The sequence below is a fragment of the Paraburkholderia caffeinitolerans genome, from assembly GCF_902859945.1.
Lineage (GTDB): Bacteria > Pseudomonadota > Gammaproteobacteria > Burkholderiales > Burkholderiaceae > Paraburkholderia > Paraburkholderia caffeinitolerans.
Genome location: NZ_CADIKL010000004.1, coordinates 20,748 through 38,156 on the forward strand (window position 1 = coordinate 20,748; position 17,409 = coordinate 38,156).

19 protein-coding genes are annotated in these 17,409 nt (G+C 64.7%); 8 read left to right on the forward strand and 11 right to left on the reverse strand.

The window, feature by feature from the left end; translation table 11 throughout:
- Window positions 1-158: 158 nt before the first annotated feature.
- Together HV773_RS04730 and argC are read left to right on the forward strand one after the other, a co-directional pair.
- Complete coding sequence (locus tag HV773_RS04730; RefSeq protein ID WP_129563042.1) at window positions 159-779, forward strand: YbhB/YbcL family Raf kinase inhibitor-like protein; 621 nt, start codon at window positions 159-161, stop codon at window positions 777-779.
- Window positions 780-1,016: 237 nt separating this feature from the next.
- Window positions 1,017-1,964, forward strand: a complete 948-nt coding sequence (gene argC / locus HV773_RS04735; protein ID WP_129563043.1) for an N-acetyl-gamma-glutamyl-phosphate reductase — start codon at window positions 1,017-1,019, stop codon at window positions 1,962-1,964.
- A gap of 360 nt (window positions 1,965-2,324) precedes the next feature.
- Here the strand turns inward: argC and HV773_RS04740 are convergent, their stop codons facing one another.
- Together HV773_RS04740 and HV773_RS04745 are read right to left on the reverse strand one after the other, a co-directional pair.
- On the reverse strand, window positions 2,325-2,693 hold the full coding sequence (locus HV773_RS04740; protein ID WP_129563044.1) for a response regulator: 369 nt from the start codon (window positions 2,691-2,693) through the stop codon (window positions 2,325-2,327).
- A 178-nt stretch (window positions 2,694-2,871) separates the two neighbouring features.
- A complete protein-coding gene (locus tag HV773_RS04745) occupies window positions 2,872-3,828 on the reverse strand; it encodes an NAD(P)-dependent oxidoreductase (RefSeq protein WP_129563045.1) in 957 nt (318 codons plus the stop codon).
- 33 nt (window positions 3,829-3,861) lie between these two features.
- Here HV773_RS04745 and HV773_RS04750 point away from each other — a divergent pair, with 33 nt between their 5' ends.
- Together HV773_RS04750 and HV773_RS04755 are read left to right on the forward strand one after the other, a co-directional pair.
- Window positions 3,862-4,644, forward strand: coding sequence for a Mut7-C RNAse domain-containing protein (locus tag HV773_RS04750; RefSeq protein WP_129563046.1), 783 nt, complete (start codon window positions 3,862-3,864; stop codon window positions 4,642-4,644).
- 75 nt (window positions 4,645-4,719) lie between these two features.
- On the forward strand, window positions 4,720-5,001 hold the full coding sequence (locus HV773_RS04755) for a hypothetical protein (RefSeq protein WP_129563047.1): 282 nt from the start codon (window positions 4,720-4,722) through the stop codon (window positions 4,999-5,001).
- A 114-nt stretch (window positions 5,002-5,115) separates the two neighbouring features.
- On the opposite strand, the gene HV773_RS04760 is transcribed toward HV773_RS04755, so the two are convergent.
- Entirely contained in the window at window positions 5,116-5,337 is a 222-nt protein-coding gene (locus HV773_RS04760) for a hypothetical protein (RefSeq protein ID WP_129563048.1), read from the reverse strand.
- A 230-nt stretch (window positions 5,338-5,567) separates the two neighbouring features.
- On the opposite strand from HV773_RS04760, the gene HV773_RS04765 reads away from it, so the two are divergent.
- Window positions 5,568-6,557, forward strand: coding sequence for a DMT family transporter (locus tag HV773_RS04765; RefSeq protein WP_227875326.1), 990 nt, complete (start codon window positions 5,568-5,570; stop codon window positions 6,555-6,557).
- A 402-nt stretch (window positions 6,558-6,959) separates the two neighbouring features.
- On the opposite strand, the gene HV773_RS04770 is transcribed toward HV773_RS04765, so the two are convergent.
- Together HV773_RS04770 and HV773_RS04775 are read right to left on the reverse strand one after the other, a co-directional pair.
- Window positions 6,960-7,436, reverse strand: coding sequence for a CinA family protein (locus tag HV773_RS04770; protein ID WP_129563049.1), 477 nt, complete (start codon window positions 7,434-7,436; stop codon window positions 6,960-6,962).
- Between the two features lie 91 nt (window positions 7,437-7,527).
- Window positions 7,528-8,340, reverse strand: coding sequence for an SIR2 family NAD-dependent protein deacylase (locus tag HV773_RS04775; RefSeq protein WP_129563050.1), 813 nt, complete (start codon window positions 8,338-8,340; stop codon window positions 7,528-7,530).
- A 186-nt stretch (window positions 8,341-8,526) separates the two neighbouring features.
- Here HV773_RS04775 and HV773_RS04780 point away from each other — a divergent pair, with 186 nt between their 5' ends.
- The gene (locus tag HV773_RS04780) at window positions 8,527-8,814 is read left to right on the forward strand and encodes a hypothetical protein (RefSeq protein ID WP_129563051.1); all 288 of its coding nucleotides are present in this window, start codon (window positions 8,527-8,529) and stop codon (window positions 8,812-8,814) included.
- 9 nt (window positions 8,815-8,823) lie between these two features.
- On the opposite strand, the gene HV773_RS04785 is transcribed toward HV773_RS04780, so the two are convergent.
- From HV773_RS04785 to HV773_RS04810, 6 genes are all read right to left on the reverse strand, one after another.
- A complete protein-coding gene (locus HV773_RS04785; RefSeq protein WP_129563052.1) occupies window positions 8,824-9,576 on the reverse strand; it encodes a L,D-transpeptidase in 753 nt (250 codons plus the stop codon).
- 246 nt (window positions 9,577-9,822) lie between these two features.
- On the reverse strand, window positions 9,823-11,640 hold the full coding sequence (gene glmS / locus HV773_RS04790; RefSeq protein WP_129563053.1) for a glutamine--fructose-6-phosphate transaminase (isomerizing): 1,818 nt from the start codon (window positions 11,638-11,640) through the stop codon (window positions 9,823-9,825).
- Between the two features lie 84 nt (window positions 11,641-11,724).
- Window positions 11,725-13,098, reverse strand: a complete 1,374-nt coding sequence (gene glmU, locus HV773_RS04795; protein WP_129563054.1) for a bifunctional UDP-N-acetylglucosamine diphosphorylase/glucosamine-1-phosphate N-acetyltransferase GlmU — start codon at window positions 13,096-13,098, stop codon at window positions 11,725-11,727.
- Between the two features lie 215 nt (window positions 13,099-13,313).
- On the reverse strand, window positions 13,314-14,309 hold the full coding sequence (gene ttcA, locus HV773_RS04800; RefSeq protein ID WP_129563055.1) for a tRNA 2-thiocytidine(32) synthetase TtcA: 996 nt from the start codon (window positions 14,307-14,309) through the stop codon (window positions 13,314-13,316).
- A 3-nt stretch (window positions 14,310-14,312) separates the two neighbouring features.
- A complete protein-coding gene (locus HV773_RS04805) occupies window positions 14,313-14,708 on the reverse strand; it encodes a dihydroneopterin aldolase (RefSeq protein ID WP_129563056.1) in 396 nt (131 codons plus the stop codon).
- Between the two features lie 270 nt (window positions 14,709-14,978).
- Window positions 14,979-15,812 (reverse strand): SDR family oxidoreductase, encoded by an 834-nt coding sequence (locus HV773_RS04810; RefSeq protein ID WP_227875424.1) that lies wholly within the window; start codon window positions 15,810-15,812, stop codon window positions 14,979-14,981.
- A 115-nt stretch (window positions 15,813-15,927) separates the two neighbouring features.
- Between HV773_RS04810 and HV773_RS04815 the strand changes: the two genes are divergently transcribed.
- Together HV773_RS04815 and HV773_RS04820 are read left to right on the forward strand one after the other, a co-directional pair.
- Window positions 15,928-17,142, forward strand: coding sequence for a class I SAM-dependent methyltransferase (locus HV773_RS04815; RefSeq protein WP_162497817.1), 1,215 nt, complete (start codon window positions 15,928-15,930; stop codon window positions 17,140-17,142).
- 6 nt (window positions 17,143-17,148) lie between these two features.
- A complete protein-coding gene (locus HV773_RS04820) occupies window positions 17,149-17,343 on the forward strand; it encodes a DUF2905 domain-containing protein (protein WP_035534054.1) in 195 nt (64 codons plus the stop codon).
- Window positions 17,344-17,409: the final 66 nt, after the last annotated feature.

Below are 17,409 nucleotides of genomic sequence, written 5' to 3' on the forward strand. Positions count from 1 at the left end.
GACTATAGCCGATTTCCTCGCGCGCGCAGCCATCAGACGGCCAAAACGCGTTAGCTTAAAGTCGTAATATTGAACGAAGTTCAGTGTGGCACACAATTCGAAACACCCCGTCGGCAGTGTGTCATGCATCTTTAACAAACCTATAGGAGATCCGCCCCATGCGAGCCTCAGGCGTACATGCGCGTGCCTGGTCCCCATTGCCGCCCACCAAGGCTTTGCAGGCCATCTGGGCGACCGGTTTCGTCGGCGCGGGCCTGGCTATCGCCGCACTGGCATGCGCAAATGCCCACGCGCAAGGCACGTTTGCGCTCAGCAGCGTGGACTTTCGCGACGGCGGACAGGTTGCCGCACCGCAGGTGTTCAACGACAACGGCTGCACGGGCGCGAATCGGTCGCCGCAATTGGCATGGCGCAACCCGCCAGCAGGTACGCGCAGTTACGCGGTCACGGTTTTCGATCCCGATGCGCCGGGCCGCGGCTGGTGGCACTGGGCCGTCGCCAACATTCCGGCGCGCGTGAATACGCTGGCCGAAAACGCCAGTGCCTCGGGCGCGCTAACGAAGCTCGGCGCGCTCGAGGCGCGCAACGACTTCGGCAGCACCGGCTACGGCGGCCCATGCCCGCCGCCGGGCAAGCCGCATCGCTATATCGTGACCGTCTACGCACTCGGGGCCGACAAACTCGCGCTCTCCGCAGGCGGGCCGGCGATGGCGTTCGATCACGAGATTAACGGTGCCACGCTCGGCAGCGCGCGAATAACTGTCATGTACGGGCGCTGAAATATACGCCTGCCATGCGGTTCTTGTGTAGTCCGGACGAATCGCAGCGAATAAGACCTCACCGCGCCGCCACGGCTTGATACGGGTTCCTCCCGATTTTTTTCTGCCGGCCGCCGTACGTCGCGCGGCCATCGGTCTTAAAATACCGTTCCGGCGCCGCATCAGTGAGCGCCGCGCGGCGACTCTCGCCAGCGCGGCGGGCAGCGCCCGCAATCCCCGAGTTTCAGAGAGACCGAGATGAGCACGAAAGTTTTTGTCGACGGACAGGAAGGCACGACCGGCCTGAAGATTTTCGAATACCTGTCGCAGCGCGCCGACGTCGAGATCCTGCGGATCGACGAAGCGAAGCGCAAGGACGTCGAGGAACGCCGCCGCCTCATCAATGCGTCCGACGTGACCTTCCTGTGCCTGCCCGACGTCGCCTCGCGCGAATCGGCCTCGCTGGTCGAGAACGAGCACACGGTGCTCATCGACGCGAGCACGGCCTTCCGCACCGATGCCGACTGGGCCTACGGCCTGCCCGAACTGGCCCGCGCGCAGCGCGAGCGACTGCGCAGCGCCAAGCGCATCGCCGTGCCGGGCTGCCACGCGTCGGCGTTCGTGCTGGCCATGCGTCCGCTCGTCGAGGCTGGGCTCGTGGCGCCCGATTTCGCAGCGCACGCCTACTCGCTTACCGGTTACAGCGGCGGCGGCAAGAAGATGATTGCGGAGTACGAAGCCGGCGGCAACGAGAAACTCATGAGCCCGCGCCCCTACGCGCTCGGCCTCACGCACAAGCATCTGCCGGAAATGGCGTTCCACGGCGGCCTGAAAAGCGCGCCCGTGTTCACGCCGATCGTGGGCCCGTTCTACAAGGGTCTCGCGGTCACGACCTATTATTCGCCGCAGCAGCTCGCGCGCCGCACCAAGCCCGAAGACGTGCTGGCGCTCTACGCCGAGTACTACCAGGGTGAAAAATTCGTGCGCGTGATGCCGTTCAATGCCGAGGCCAATCTGGATTCGGGCATGTTCGACGTCCAGGCGAACAACGACACCAACCGCGTCGACCTGTTCGTGTTCGGCAACGACGAGCAGTTCGTAACCGTCGCGCGTCTGGACAATCTGGGCAAGGGCGCTTCGGGCGCGGCGATTCAGTGCATGAATCTTGCGATCGGCGCGGCCGAGGACACCGGGCTGAAGGCCTGAGGCTCCGTTAAGCCACCCGATATCCCTGCGGCTGCAAAAAGCAAAAGACCCGGCACTGCGAAGTGTCGGGTCTTTCCATTTGTGCGGGCGGCCAGCACACGCCGGATTGCAGTGACGCAAAACGCACAGGCAAAAAAAAGCCCGCCATGTTTGGCGGGCTGAATCCATATCAGAGGAGACATGGAGGAGACAGAAACAAGTATAGCGAACTACTTGGTGCGACGCAACATGTAAAGTAGTAGGGACCCTGAACGTTGCTAATAAGCAACAAAAATGATCATCAGGATTACCCGGATAGGGGCCATGGGTTCGCGAGGCGCTGCTATGACAAGCGAACCGACCTGAGCCCCCCCGGCACCGCTACTGGGAAACCATCGAGAGAATGAACGTCAGCTGATCGAGCCCCACTGGGCGCACCAGATGCACGTCGAAGCCAGCGGCGAGCGCTTCATCGCGGTGGCGCGACTCGCCCCAACCGCTCAGCGCGATCAGGAGCGGCGGGCGCGCACCGCAGGCTTCACGCAAACGCTGCACGAGAGCGGCCGGCTCGTCGTCGGGCGCAAGCGACAGCGCGACGATCGCCACGTCCGGGACAAACCGCGCAGCGGCTTCGGCTGCGTCGTCGAGTGTTTTCGCCAAGGCGGTCGCGTAGTGAAGGTCGGCCAGTAACGTGCCGAGCCCCGTCAGCGACTTCTCGTCATGATCGGCGATCAGGATGCGCGTCTCCATCCGCCGCCTCCGTTCCCATTGTTTCCGCTGATTTGCATCGTTCCCCGTCCGCTCGCGTGGCGCGGAGCCTTGCCGTCAGCCCCTTATCAAGCGCCTTATTCGTCTCACATTATCCACCCGCGCCCGCCATCGCTGTGTGCGTCAACACGCGAGGGCCCGAGGATTTTGGCCGCGTCGATCAAGCACGCCCCGCGCGGCGCGCCGCAACCTTGCCGAGCACCGCGAAGTCGCACTCGCCATCGCCGTGTGCAACGGCATCGAGCAGGCTGTCGCGCAGCACGCTCGCGACGGGCAGCGGCGTCGCGACCGCGTCGGCGGCTTCCAGCGCGAGCCGCACATCCTTCAAGCCGAGGCGCGCCTTGAACTGCGCCGGCTCGTAGCGGCCTTCCGCGATCATGCCGCCATAGCCCGCGTACACGGGACCCGGAAATGGCCCGCCCGTGACCACGTCGAGAAAATCGCGCATCGCCACGCCGTGGCCGCCCAGTAGCGCCGCCGCCTCGCCGAGCGCCTCCACTGCCGCCGCCAGCATGAAGTTCGCGGCCAGCTTCATCACGTTCGCCTGTTGCGGCAGCGCGCCGATGCGCCAGGTCTTCTGGCCGATCGCGTCGAAGAGCGGCTGCACGCGGTCGATGGCTTCGGCGGCGCCCGCCGCGATGATTGTCAGCTTCGCAGCCGCGGCGACGTCGGGCCGGCCGAGCACGGGCGCGGCAACATAGTGCAGCCCCAATTCCGCGTGCTCGCGCGCGAGTGTCTCGGCAAGCGCCACCGAAATCGTCGCCATGTTCACGTGCACGAGACCGCGAGGCGCCTGCGCGAGCAATGCGGCGTCGAACACTTCGCGCAGCGCCGCGTCGTCGGCGAGCATGGACATTACGGCGTCGCCGCCAAACGCCTCGGCCGGAGACGCGACCACGCGCGCACCCGCGTCGGCCAGTGCCTGCGCCTTCGCCGGCGTGCGGTTCCAGACGCGCACCGTGTGCCCGGCCTTCAGCAAGTTCACGACCATCACGGCCCCCATTTCTCCAAGGCCGATAAAGCCGATATCCATTGCCTGCTCCTCATGGTGAAAAACGCGAGTAGAACACAGTACGCCTGCCAACGCAGTGCATCGTGCAGCGCATCCGGGCACCATGCCGCGCGCACGCGCCGGTGCGATACTGGCGTCATGGTCACCGCCACTTTCCGCTTCTACGAGGAGTTGAACGATTTTCTCGCGCGGCCGCTGCGACGGCGCGCGTTCAGTTGCGTGTGCGCGCGCGACGCCACCGCGAAGCACATGATCGAGGCGCTCGGTGTGCCGCACACCGAAGTGGAACTGATCCTCGTGAACGGCGAATCGGTGGGATTCGAGCATCCGCTCGCGGATGGCGATCGCGTGGCCGTCTATCCGAAGTTCGAGGCGCTCGACATCCGGCCCTTGCTGCGCGTGCGCGCAAGCCCGCTGCGGGAGCTGCGCTTTATCGCCGACGCCCATCTGGGCGGCCTCGCGCAACTATTGCGGCTCGTGGGATTCGACACGCTTTACGACAACCACTTCGCCGACGACGCTATCGAGTCGCTCGCCCTCACCGAGCACCGCATCGTCCTCACGCGCGACCGCGAGCTGCTCAAGCGGCGGAGCATCACGCACGGTTGCTACGTGCGCGCGCTCAAGCCGCGCGCGCAGCTTCACGAACTCTTCGATCGGCTCGATTTGGCCGCGAGCGTGCGGCCGTTCCGGCTCTGCCTCGCGTGCAATGCCCCGCTGCGCCACATCGCGCGCGCCGAGGTGCGCTCACGCGTGCCCGCCGGCGTGTTCGAGCGGCAGACGCGCTTCGTGACCTGCGACGTCTGCGAGCGGGTGTTCTGGGAGGGTTCGCATTGGCAGCGCATGCGAGCGTTGATCGACGAGGTGCGTGACAACAATGCCGACGGCAACGGCAATCACAACGGCAGCGCGACGCCCTGATGCGCATCGCCACGATGGACGCGCGCGGGCGTTTGCGTACAATGCGCGCCACTGCCCAAACTCGGAGCTGAACCCATGGCCATGAAAAAATTCGACCTTGAGAAAAACAAGGCGCTAAAACTGATGCAATCGACCCACAAGGCCGGCCCCGACCGCTTCGGCAAGGACTCGGGGCCGGCGGCACTCGACCGCCGCGAGCAGCGCAAGCTCGATCAGGCCGCCGGCCTCGTGCCGTTCGCGTGCAAGCTCAACGCCGATCTCGTGGAAAAGCTGAAGGCTCGCGCGGAAAGCCATCCGCAGGGCATGACCGGTCTTTTGACGGCGTTGCTCGAAGCCGGGCTCGCGAACGACGCGTGAAATAAGCGCCATATAAAGCCCCCCAAACGGGGACAAAAAAAGCCAGGGCATGTGCCCTGGCTTTTTTTTGCTGACCGCGCACGCAACGCGTTGCCGCGCGGCCCGACGAATGCTTTAGTTCGTCGTGCCCTTGGCGTTCGTGCCGGCGGCCGAAGCAGCTTCTTCAACCGGGGCGCGTTTGCCGTGGTGCTTGAGCGTCTTGTGTTGCTTTTTGGCCTTGGCCGGAGCGCTGGCAGCGGTTGCCGCGGCGGCGACACCCGATGCTTCCTGAGCAAAAGCCTGAGCCGAAATCAGTGCGAAGGATGCTGCGATGAGCGAGGCGAGAATCTTTTTCATCTGTTGTTCCCCAAACCTGGTATGACCGGCACGTTGTGAATTGAGCTTTGCAGTACGGCGAAACGGCCCGCCGGCCGATCTGGACGGGCGATTCGCGCGAAGCAGTATCACGCAGCATAAGCCGTTTGTCATCCGTAATCGGGCCAGTGTATTTTCGGTGAGACAATTTGCTTTCAATTCAGATACGATCGAGGTTTCGCACGGCTGTTCGCCTTGCGGATCTGCCGTCCATGGCAGAGTCACGCCAGAATCGAGAATTTCGCTTGAAACCCGCCAACCACCACCTGCGCGCCAATCTACTGATGTTGGCCGCCGCCATGATTTGGGGCTCCGCATTCGTCGCCCAACGACTGAGCCTCGACGCCATCGGCCCATTCCTCTTCACCGGCCTGCGGTTCCTGCTAGGAGCCGGGGTCGTATCGACATTTGTCTTCGTGATGAACCGGCTGCAGCGCATGCGCCAGGGGCACGACCAAGCCGCCTCCGCCTACGCGCCCCGCCTCGATGCGGCGCTGCTGCGCTCCGGCGCGGTGCTCGGGCTCGTGCTCGCCGTGGCCATCTCGCTGCAGCAAATCGGCTTGCGCTACACGAAGATCGCCAACGCCGGCTTCATCAGTTCGCTCTATGTTGTCATCGTGCCCATGCTGGGCGTGCTGCTGCGCCATCGCACCGGTCCCGGCACGTGGATCGGCGCAGCGCTCGCGACGGCCGGGCTCTATCTGCTGAGCATCAACGAGCATTTTTCGATCATGTATGGCGACTGGTATCAGCTTGGCTGCGCGCTCGTCATCTCCATTCAGATGATGCTCGTGAGTCATTACGCACCGCGTCACGATCCGCTCTTGCTCTCGATCGTGCAGTTCGTCGCCTGCGGACTGGTTTGCCTCGTCATTGGCGTCGCTGTCGAGCCCATGCATCTCGACAGCATCGTCCGTGCGGCGCCCGCCATTCTCTACGGCGGCGCGCTCTCTGTGGGCGTGGCCTATACGATCCAGGTGGTCGCGCAACGCGACGCGGCGCCCGCGCACGCCGCAGTGATTTTCAGCATGGAAGGCGTGTTCGCGGCAATCGCAGGCTGGATCGCACTTGGCGAGACGCTCAGTACCCGCGCGCTCGTGGGTTGCGCGCTGATGCTCGCTGGGCTGCTTGTCTGCCAGTTGCTGCCTACTGCGCGCGAGCGCGTCAAAGCGCACGAAACCCAGGCTGCAGAATCCGCCTGAATACGCGGAAAAAGCGAACGCCGATTTCACCGGTTCAATTCATCGGCATCAAGATAGCGTCGCCTCCGGGCGACTTTTTTTTGCCTTCAGCGATTGTGTGGATAACACGCGGCCGCGAGAGTTATCCACGCCAGCCTCTGGACAAGCTGGGGACGACCTGGCGAATGATCTGTGGATCACTTCTTGATAACTCCTGGTGGTTCATCAAAGGCCCAAAAGTTATCCGCACAGTTCGAAATGCATACAGCAATTGTCCGCATGCCTGTCCGGATTGCATCGAATTGAACTGAATAAGAAATACCGCGTTATCCACAGGAAATGCCAGGGCTTGTTAACTATTACTACGTATACATATATAGATTCATAACTCTTATTGAATAACGTGCGTTGCCAGATGCGACGTCAGGATGCAAAGGCATCGACGAAGCGCGGCAGCCCCAACAGCGCACGACGCGCAATTGAACGCTTGAACTCCGCGCGACGCCCGGAAAAGAGTACGGTCTCGCTTGCCGACACCACTTGGTCTCCTTGCAGACACGCCCATGCAAAGCAGTGCGCGGCGCTTACGCTGCGCTCCTGCTCCGGCGTCAGCCATCCGATGCTTGCAAGCACAACGTTCGCATGTCCGGCGCGCTGCGCGAGCAATGCTTCGGCCAGTGCACGGGCAAGCGGCTCATCCGGCTGCGCACTGCCCGCCGCACCGGGCAAACCCGCCAACGCCGCGCTCGTATGCGCGACGACACCAACATCCAGGCACCCGGCAACACTCGCCACATCGGCGAGCATGCCCGTGATGGCTCCGGCGGTGCAGGTTTCGATACTCGCCAGCACAAGCGAGCGCGAACGCAGATAACCGACGATCTGCTTCGATATGTTCATGGTTCGTGGGACCTTCGTGAGTGCAGGCAACAAAAAGGGCGTGCAGCCGTTTAGCCAGCACGCCCTCGTGGCGATCCACCGCGCGGCTGCGTTAGCCGCCTTCCATCATCCGCTCGATGGTCGGTTCGAGCTCGCTCAAGCCGATGGTCGCCGGCGCCTGCTCGACCACGCCGAAGAACTCCGTGCGCTGCGGCGCGGGATCGACGAGCAAGTTGCGCGCGTAGCGGCCATAGCGCGTGGGCGGCAACAGCCGCTCGGGCGGAATCACTTCGAACGCCGTGCCAACGGCGATAAACAGATCATCGTCGGTCATGGCTTGCTGAATGCGCCAGAGCGTCTGGTATTCGGGCGCGGCCTCGTTGAAGAACACGACGCCCGGCTTCACGCTTTCCACCTGGCCGCATGACGGACAGGCCGCGCCGGGATCGAGATTCGAGCCGACGCTTGGAAAGCGGTAGTCGCAGTCGGTGCAGAGCAGCGAAATCATGTCGCCGTGCAGATGCGTGACCTGGCGCGCGCCAGCCTGCTCGAGCATGTCGTCGATGTTCTGCGTGATGAGATGCACGCGCTCGGTGCCCCACGTGTTTTGCCACTGCGCGAGCAGGCGATGGGCTTCGTTCGGGCGCGCACCCGAGCATTCGGCAATGCGCTGGTTGTAGAAGCGAAACACCGCGGGCCGGTTGCGTCGCCACGTGTGGTAATTGCAGACCTCGTCGATGCTCGCATGCGTCCAGATGCCGTCGCCGGTGCGAAACGTCGAGATGCCGCTTTCCGCCGAGAGTCCCGCGCCCGAGAACACATACAGGCGGGGCAAGCGCGCTTGCTGACCCGGTTGCTGCAGGACTTGCTCAAAATCGGCCACTTTCACCTCCTGAATTCGATCGGAGCCATTATGGCCTTGCATTCAGGCTTTCGTCAGGAGGCGGGAGGAACGCGTGGAAGTACGCGGGGCGCAACCGCTTTTTTACAGACGGTTACAGCCGAGCGCATGCGGTTTCACCTTGGAGCGATTCCAGTGTCTAGTATCCGGGCATCCGCGGGCGCCTCGCAGCGTCCGGACACACATCAATACAAAAGACGAGGAAGCACCATGAAACGCGCACTGATTCTTTCCGCTCTCGGCGTGGCCCTTGCGGCTGCGTGTGGAGAGGCGTCGGCGCATACCGACCTGAGCGTGATGCTGGGCGTCCCTGCGCCGGTCTACGCGGCGCCGCCTGCGGTGGTCTACGAGCAGGCCCCCGTGGCCTACGCCGCGCCTGCCTACGGTTATGGGTACGGCTATGGTTATCGCGAAGATGACGACGGGGACCGCCGCTGGCACGACCACGGCCGTCATCGCGGCTGGTACAAGCACCATCGCGAAGACGACGACGATTAAGCCTCAGCGTCAACTACGGTATGTGTAGACTCTGTCGCCCGGCTTGAACGTGTCCCACATCCGCTGCATCACGGCCTCGGAACCGACGCCCATGCAGCCGTGGCTAAAGCCGTCATACCCCTCGCGCTGGAAATCATAGGAAAGGTGGAACGCCTGGCCTCTGCGCGAATCCTTGTCCCACGCGATAAACATCGCATATGGCATGGGCGTGCCGTAAAGACTGGAGACGTGATGGCGTGATTTCCAGTCAATCCGTCCGTGGCCGTCCCCGGTAGCAAAGCTGGTGCCTCGGCCATCGCCGGGGCGGAACGGGAAAGAAAACTGCGGCGTCCCGTTGATATAGGCCGTGGCCACATAGGTGGTCTTGTCGGCACAGATAATCCGTTTTGCCGTGGTACAGATCCTGGGTGCAGAGGCAGGGGTAGCGGCAGTATCGAATGTGAATCCGGCCGGCAGCGCCGGCGCTGCCTCACCGGCGTGAGGCTCCTGAGCCCCGTTGGCGGTCCACTTCGTCGTGGCTGCATTCTGGATGGCGCGGATCGCGTCTGGCATGGTCATGGAGGCTGCGCCCGCGCTCTGAGGGGCGGAGGGCGCCTCGGCGGCAGCCAGCGCCACAGGTGCAGGCTTTGTTGCAGCCGGGGGACGAGTCGTGGCGACGGCCGCTTCGACATCGCCTTGGCGGCCCTCGCCCCATACCGTGGCCGCTATGACAATACCCATGCCGATAATCAGCACGGATCCGTATCCGATCAGGCGCTTCATCCCTACGCGTGATTTCACCAGCGTTCTCCGCAATCATTCACGGGCCGAAACCACGGCCCCGAGTGATTCTACGTGACTCAACGCGAAGATTACTGTCTTGAAAGGATTCGGGTGAAGCGCTTAACGTCTTCCGTCAAATGCGAAGCGGAATCTCAAATCGTCGCCAATAAAAAAGGCCGGACGCTCGTAGAGCATCCGGCCTTGTGACGGACGTGTCAGCGACACGTCACGGCTTATTCCACCCGCTTATTCCACCGTCACCGACTTCGCGAGATTACGCGGCTTGTCCACATCGGTGCCGCGCGTGCAGGCCGTGTGATACGCAAGCAGTTGCAGCGGCACCACGTGCAGGATCGGCGAGAGCAGACCATAGTGCTCCGGCATACGGATCACGTGAATGCCCTCTTCGCTCGCGATATGCGTATCGGCATCGGCGAACACATAAAGCTCGCCGCCGCGCGCGCGCACTTCCTGCATGTTCGACTTGAGCTTCTCCAGCAGCGCGTCGTTCGGCGCGACCGTCACCACCGGCATCGCCTCCGTCACCAGCGCCAGCGGCCCGTGCTTCAGTTCGCCGGCCGGATACGCCTCGGCGTGGATATACGAGATTTCCTTGAGCTTGAGCGCGCCTTCGAGCGCGATCGGGTAATGCAGCCCGCGCCCGAGGAACAGCGCGTTTTCCTTGCGCGCGAACTCCTGCGACCACGCGATGATTTGCGGCTCCAGCGCCAGCACGCCATTGAGCGCCGCCGGCAGGTGGCGCAGCGCCTTCAGGTACGCGTCTTCCTGCTGCGCGCTCACGTGGCCGCGCAGCTTGCCCAGCGTCACCGCGAGAATGAACAGGCCCACCAGCTGCGTCGTGAACGCTTTAGTGGACGCCACGCCAATCTCGCGCCCCGCGTGCGTGAGGAACCTGAGCGAGGTCAGGCGCACCATCGCGCTCGTCGCCACATTGCAGACCGCGAGCGTCTGCTCCATGCCGAGCGACTGCGCGTGCTTGAGCGCCGCGAGCGTGTCGGCGGTCTCGCCCGACTGCGAGATCGTCACCACCAGCGCGCGCGGATTGGGCACCGACTCGCGGTAGCGGTACTCGCTCGCGATCTCCACTTCCGTGCGGATCTTCGCGACCGATTCGAGCCAGTACTTCGCGGTCAGGCCCGCGTAGTAGCTCGTGCCGCACGCGAGAATCAGGATGCTGTCGATGCCCCTGAACACCTCTGCAGCAGTGTCGCCGAACTGCACGGGATCGAAGGCGGCATCGGCGGGAATCGTGTCGGAGATCGCGCGCGGCTGCTCGAAGATCTCCTTTTGCATGTAGTGGCGATACGGGCCCAGCTCGACCGCGCCGCTATAGGCCTGCACGTCGCGCGCCACGCGCTCGGCGGGATTGCCCGCGCGGTCGACGATGCGCACGCCCTCGAGCGTGACCTCGCACACATCGCCCTCTTCCAGATAGCTGATGCTTTTCGCGCTGCCCGCGATCGCGAGCGCGTCCGAGGCGATGAAGTTGCCGCCCTCGCCATGGCCCACCACGAGCGGCGAGCCCGCGCGCGCGCCCACCACGGTGTGCGGCTGGTCCTTGTGCACCACGCCGATCGCATACGCGCCGGCGAGCTGCTGCACGGCCTCGCGCACGGCGGCGAACAGGTCGCCCTGGTAGAGGCTGTGGATGAGGTGGGCGATGACTTCGGTATCGGTCTGCGAGACGAACTCGTAGCCCTTGCCGCGCAGCGTCTCGCGCAGCGACTCGTAGTTCTCGATGATGCCGTTGTGCACGATCGCGAGCGCGTCGCGCGAGAAGATCGGGTGCGCGTTGTTCACCGTGGGCGCGCCGTGCGTGGCCCAGCGCGTGTGGGCGATGCCCGTGACGCCTTCGAAGCGCGCCTCGCGCACCTGGTCCTCGAGCTCGGCCACGCGCGCGACGCTGCGCATGCGCTGCGGGCCAGCGGCGGTGACGATGGCCACGCCGCACGAGTCGTAGCCGCGGTATTCGAGCCGCCGCAGGCCTTCGATGAGAACGGGGACGATATTACGTTGCGCTACTGCGCCGACGATGCCGCACATGGAGTTCGGTCCTTTGCAATGAGGGGCGGGGCGCCGCGTTTCAACACGCACGGCGCCCGCGATGTTCCGCCGTTCAGTTGTCTATCAGCGCTTGCTCTTCACCGGCCGAACGTAGCCGGTTTTCACGATCTGGGTCTTTTCGTTGAGCACGAGCGTGTCTTCGGGCACGTCCTTCCACACGGTCGTGCCCGCCGCGATGGTCACGCCGCGGCCCACGCGCACGGGCGCGACGAGCTGCGTATCGGAGCCCACGAACACCTTGTCTTCAATCACGGTACGGTGCTTGTTCGCGCCGTCGTAATTGCAGGTGATGGTGCCCGCGCCGATGTTCACGCCCGCGCCCACGTCGGCATCGCCCACGTAGCTCAGGTGATTGGCCTTCGAGCCCAGGCCGATGTTCGCGTTCTTCACCTCGACGAAGTTGCCCACGTGCACCTCGTCGGCAAGCTGCGCGCCCGGACGCAGGCGCGCGTACGGACCAAGCACGGCCTGCGCGCCAACCGTGGCGCTCTCGATGTGCGTGTAGGCATCCACGCGCGTGCCCGCGCCGATCACGGCATCGCGGATCACGCAGTTCGGACCGATGCGCACGTTGTCGGCGAGCGAGACCGTGCCTTCGAACACGCAGTTCACGTCGATGAAAACATCGCGCCCGCAGCTGATCGAGCCGCGCAGGTCGAAGCGCGCCGGGTCCGCGAGCGTGACGCCTGCCGCCAGCAATGTTTCGGCGGCGTTGCGCTGGTACACGCGCTCGAGTTCGGCGAGCTGCTGCTTGCTGTTCACGCCGAGCGTTTCCCATTCGGCGTCGGGCTGCGCGGTCACGACCGGATGGCCGGCGGCGATTGCCGCTTCCACGACGTCGGTGAGGTAGTACTCGCCCTGTGCGTTGTTATTGCCGAGCGCCGCGAGCCAGCCCGCCAGCGGCGCGGTGGGCGTCACGACGATGCCGGTGTTGATTTCGTCGATGAGGCGCTCGTCGTCGTTCGCGTCCTTCTGTTCGACGATGCGCAGCACCTCGCCGGTCGCGCCGCGCACGATGCGCCCGTAACCGGTCGGATCGTCGAGCGTCACGGTGAGGATGCCGTAGCCCGCTTTATCGCCCGCCTCGGCCGCGGCGTCGGTCAGGCGCTTGAGCGTGGACGCGCGCGTGAGCGGCACGTCGCCGTAGAGCACGAGCGTGGGCTGGTTCGCATCGAGCAGCGGCAGCGCCTGCGCGAGCGCGTGGCCGGTGCCGAGCTGCTGCTCCTGCACGGCGAACTGCACGTCGGGGGCGGACACGGCTGCGCGCACGGCCTCGCCGCCATGGCCGATCACGACCACGAGACGCGTGGGCGCGAGGCTGCGTGCGGTGTCGATGACGTGCGAGAGAAGCGGCTTGCCGGCGAGAGGATGGAGTACTTTCGGCAGGGCGGAGTGCATGCGTTTGCCCATGCCTGCCGCGAGGATCACGATGTTCATTGCATCGGTGACTTGAGAGGGAATGAAGCGGTCGATTTTAGCATGGGGGGTACCCCGACGCCGCTTGCAGGCAGGCGTTCGCAGAGCTTTCAACACTCCTTGACACACCCGCGTCAGGCGGAAAATCAGGCGTAAAAAAAGCGGCCACGACAGGCCGCTTTGGGGTCAGATGCCGTTTTGCAAACGACGCTCGCGCGCGCCGCTTGCGTCATGCTTCAGAGTTCGTCGAGCGGCGTGAACTTGAGCGTTGCGCCGTCGCCGGACATCTCGGGCGAATCGGTCGAGCACGGGTCTTCGTCGAACGCGATATCGCCCGCCGGGTCGGCCACGCCCGTCGCGCGCAGGCCCTTGAAGCCGAACAGCGACGCGTCCATCAGGTGCGACGGCACGACATTGCCGAGCGCGTTGAACATGTTCTCGACGCGGCCCGGGAAGCGCTTGTCCCACTCGCGGATCAGCGCCTTCATTTCCGCGCGCTTGAGGTTCGGCTGGCTGCCGCACAGGTTGCACGGAATGATCGGGAATTCGCGCAGCTCGGCGTACTTCTCCAGATCGGTTTCCTTCACGTAGGCGAGCGGCCGGATCACGATGTTTTTGCCGTCGTCGGATTGCAGCTTGGGCGGCATGCCCTTCAGCTTGCCGCCGTAGAACAGGTTCAGCAGCAGCGTCTGGAGAATGTCGTCGCGATGGTGGCCGAGCGCGATCTTGGTCGCGCCGAGCTCGCCCGCCACGCGGTACAGAATGCCCCGGCGCAGGCGCGAGCACAGCGAGCAGGTGGTCTTGCCCTCGGGCACGAGGCGCTTGACGATGCTGTAGGTGTCCTGATTCTCGATGTGGTAAGGCACGCCCACCTTGTCGAGATATTCGGGCAGCACGTGCTCGGGAAAGCCAGGCTGCTTCTGGTCGAGGTTCACGGCGACGATCTCGAAGTCGATCGGCGCGCGCTCGCGCAGGCGCAACAGGACGTCGAGCATCGCATAGCTGTCCTTGCCGCCCGACAGGCACACCATCACCTTGTCGCCGTCCTCGATCATGTTGTAGTCGCCGATCGCCTGGCCGACCTGGCGCACGATGCGCTTGAACAACTTGTTGTTCTCGTAGGCTTCCTTCTGCTCGCGGCGCGTGAGCGCGCGGCGGCCGTTCTCTTCGGAAGGGGCTTCGAGCGAGGCGTCGGCCGACGTTTCGGTAACGAGCGTTTCGGGGACGTTCATGACTCAGTCCTCCTTGATGCGAAAGACCTCGACGCCCACCGCGTCGCAGTCCGGGTACACGTCGGGCTTCTGGGTCGACACGCACACGGCGCGCACCTGCTCGTGCGAGAGCAGCGCGGCGGCGAGGTCGTCGCAGAGCGTCTCCTGCAGATGGATATGGCCCTGGCCCACACGTGCGGCGACGGTCGCGCGCATGAAGTCGTAATCGACGACTTCGCGCAGCTTGTCTTCGTGCGGCGTGGTCGACGAGAGCGGAACGAACAGGTCGACGTTGATGATGACGCGCTGTTCACCGCGTTTTTCGAAGTCATGCACACCGATGTTGATGTGCACTTCGTAGTTGCGCAAGAAAAGCCGGCGGCAATCGGCTAGCCGGGGATGCAGGAGTACAGCGGACATGTTCGTTCCAGTCGATAAAAGCGTGCGTTTTCTTGCACGTGGGCGGGCGCTGCGCGCCACGCGGGTCATACGGGTTACAAAGCCTGGGTTGCAAAGCCTTGGTGCGATTGCATTGCAGGCGCGTTTGCGGAATTCAGGCCGCGATTGAATGTTTTCGCAGCGATTACGGTCTATGCATTTAGTTGCATTATTTGGCGTCGATTGCGAAACGCGTCCGCAACGCGATTCGCCGCCCGATCAGGTCAACATCAGGTCAACATCAGGCCCACCTCAGCCCGACGCCTGATCGCCGGTCAAAAACATCACATCGCGCGGCAGCGGCACGAGGTGCTGGCCGCCGTCGACTACCAGCGTCGAGCCGGTCACGCCCGAGGCCTGAGCGAGATACAGCGCGGCCTCCACGAGATCGCCGGGGCGCGACGCGCGCCCGAGCGGCGTAACCTTATGCGCGGCGGCGAAGCTCTCCGGCGTCTGGTCGCCCGATTGCAGCGTGAGGCCAGGAGCCAGACCCACCACGCGCATCTTCGGCGCGAGCGCCTGGGCCAGTGCAACGGTGGCGTTCTGCAAAGCGGCCTTGGTCAGCGTGTACGACAGGTAGTCGGGATTCATGTTGTACAGCTTCTGGTCCAGCACGTTGATCACGCAGGTGCGCAACGACTCGTTCTGCAACGCGGCTTCGGGCGTCGCCGCCCACAGCATGCGCGCCAGCACCAGCGGCGCCCCCACGTTGATCGCCATGAGATGCTGCAGCCTCGCGTAGCCGACGTCGCGCGCCGTGTCTTCCTCGAAGCGCGATGCATTGTTCAGCACGCACGCGGGCAGGCCGAGCGCAGCGGCGCAATCGGGCACGAGCCGCGCCACCTGGGCCTCGTCCGCCAGATCGGCGTGCAGCGCGACCGCTCGGCGGCCCATGGCGCGGATTTGCTCGACGACTTCATCGGCTTCGGCCCGCGAACCGCCGTAATGCACCGCCACGTCCCAGCCGCGTTCGGCAAAGCCCAGCGAAAATGCGCGGCCGATGCGGCGCGCGCCGCCCGTCACGAGGATCACGCGCGCGGCAGCCCTTGCGCCAGAATGCGGAGACGATCCGGACGGTTGGCTCAGGCTCGATGCGGGGTCGGATGGCAGCGCGCCCTTTGGTTGGCCCTCAGATGGCTGGCCCCCCGAAACCCCGCCAGACCGGCGGATGCCCGATGTTTCACTCATTTACAATGCCGGGATGAATCCGAAAGCTCACGAACCCGCTAGTTTACCTGTTCCCGAGCCGATCGCGCTCGCGCAGTCCGAGGCGCTCGCCGCAACCGTGCGCGCGGAAGTCGCCGCTGCGGGCGGCTGGCTGCAGTTCGACCGCTATATGGAGCGCGCGCTTTACGCGCCGGGGCTCGGCTATTACAGCGGCGGCTCGCGCAAGTTCGGCCTGCTCGCCGACGACGGCAGCGACTTCGTGACCGCGCCCGAAATGTCGCCGCTGTTCGCGGCCACGCTCGCGCGCGCCGTGGGCGAAGCGCTCGCGGCCAGCGGCACGCACGCGCTGATGGAGTTCGGCGCGGGCACGGGGCGGCTCGCGGCGGGCGTGATGCTCGCGCTCGAAGCGCTCGGCGTGGTGTTCGATTCGTATGCCATCGTCGACCTGTCGGGCGAGTTGCGCGAGCGCCAGCGCGAAACCATCGCCAAGCTTGCGCCGCATCTGGCCGCGCGCGTGCAATGGCTCGACGCGCTGCCCGAGCGCTTCGAAGGCGTGGTGATCGGCAACGAAGTGCTCGACGCGATGCCGGTGCGCCTCTTCGCGCGCAAGGACGCCGTGTGGCACGAGCGCGGCGTGAGCGTGAATGGCGACGGCACGCTCCAGTTCTCGGACCGCCCGGCCATGAGCGGGATCGACGCGGGCTGGGCGCAGAGCGTTCCCGGCAGCGTGCTCGCGGAGATCGACGGCAGCGAAGACTACGTGACGGAAACGCACGAGGCCGCGCTGGCCTTCACGCGCACGATCTGCGCGATGCTCGCGCGCGGCGCGGCGTTTTTCATCGACTACGGTTTTCCGCACGGCGAGTACTACCACGCGCAGCGCGTGCAAGGCACGCTGATGTGCCACTACCGCCACCGCGCGCACGGCGACCCGTTCCTCTACCCCGGCTTGCAGGACATCACCGCGCACGTTGAATTCAGCGGCATCGCGCAAGCCGGCGTCGAAGCGGGCGCGGACCTGCTCGGCTATACCTCGCAGGCGCGCTTCCTGATGAACGCGGGCATCACCGAAGTGCTCGGCGAGATCGATCCGCACGACGCCGCGCGTTTTCTGCCGGCCGCGAACGCGGTGCAGAAGCTCGTATCGGAAGCGGAGATGGGCGAGCTCTTCAAGGTGATCGCGTTCTCGCGCGGCATCGACGCGACCATCGCCGCGTTTGCGCGCGGCGACCGCAGCCACACACTCTGAGCGCTCATGATCCGCTGGTTCATCACCACTTTCATCGCCGTGGCGATTCTCTCCAGCGCGCAACCGTGGCTCAGGAAGCTCGGCATTGGCCGGCTGCCTGGCGATGTCACGCTGCGCATCTTCGGCCGCGAGTATCCGCTGCCGTTCATGTCGACGCTCGTGCTCTCGATGGCGCTTTCGTTTATCGTGCGCGCGCTTTGATCACACGCTGAACGCGAAAACGGCGCACTTGTGCGCCGTTTCGAACACCACCATGACGCGCATGAC

Coding starts and splice junctions, on each gene's coding strand:
- ttcA (WP_129563055.1), bottom strand. CDS start 14,309: ATGAACGTCCCCGAAACGCTCGTTACCGAAACGTCGGCCGACGCCTCG.
- argC (WP_129563043.1), top strand. CDS start 1,017: ATGAGCACGAAAGTTTTTGTCGACGGACAGGAAGGCACGACCGGCCTG.
- HV773_RS04780 (WP_129563051.1), top strand. CDS start 8,527: ATGAAACGCGCACTGATTCTTTCCGCTCTCGGCGTGGCCCTTGCGGCT.
- glmS (WP_129563053.1), bottom strand. CDS start 11,640: ATGTGCGGCATCGTCGGCGCAGTAGCGCAACGTAATATCGTCCCCGTT.
- HV773_RS04755 (WP_129563047.1), top strand. CDS start 4,720: ATGGCCATGAAAAAATTCGACCTTGAGAAAAACAAGGCGCTAAAACTG.
- HV773_RS04730 (WP_129563042.1), top strand. CDS start 159: ATGCGAGCCTCAGGCGTACATGCGCGTGCCTGGTCCCCATTGCCGCCC.
- HV773_RS04785 (WP_129563052.1), bottom strand. CDS start 9,576: ATGAAGCGCCTGATCGGATACGGATCCGTGCTGATTATCGGCATGGGT.
- HV773_RS04740 (WP_129563044.1), bottom strand. CDS start 2,693: ATGGAGACGCGCATCCTGATCGCCGATCATGACGAGAAGTCGCTGACG.
- HV773_RS04815 (WP_162497817.1), top strand. CDS start 15,928: ATGAATCCGAAAGCTCACGAACCCGCTAGTTTACCTGTTCCCGAGCCG.
- HV773_RS04760 (WP_129563048.1), bottom strand. CDS start 5,337: ATGAAAAAGATTCTCGCCTCGCTCATCGCAGCATCCTTCGCACTGATT.
- HV773_RS04750 (WP_129563046.1), top strand. CDS start 3,862: ATGGTCACCGCCACTTTCCGCTTCTACGAGGAGTTGAACGATTTTCTC.
- HV773_RS04770 (WP_129563049.1), bottom strand. CDS start 7,436: ATGAACATATCGAAGCAGATCGTCGGTTATCTGCGTTCGCGCTCGCTT.
- HV773_RS04745 (WP_129563045.1), bottom strand. CDS start 3,828: ATGGTGCCCGGATGCGCTGCACGATGCACTGCGTTGGCAGGCGTACTG.
- HV773_RS04820 (WP_035534054.1), top strand. CDS start 17,149: ATGATCCGCTGGTTCATCACCACTTTCATCGCCGTGGCGATTCTCTCC.
- glmU (WP_129563054.1), bottom strand. CDS start 13,098: ATGAACATCGTGATCCTCGCGGCAGGCATGGGCAAACGCATGCACTCC.
- HV773_RS04775 (WP_129563050.1), bottom strand. CDS start 8,340: ATGCAAGGCCATAATGGCTCCGATCGAATTCAGGAGGTGAAAGTGGCC.
- HV773_RS04765 (WP_227875326.1), top strand. CDS start 5,568: ATGGCAGAGTCACGCCAGAATCGAGAATTTCGCTTGAAACCCGCCAAC.
- HV773_RS04805 (WP_129563056.1), bottom strand. CDS start 14,708: ATGTCCGCTGTACTCCTGCATCCCCGGCTAGCCGATTGCCGCCGGCTT.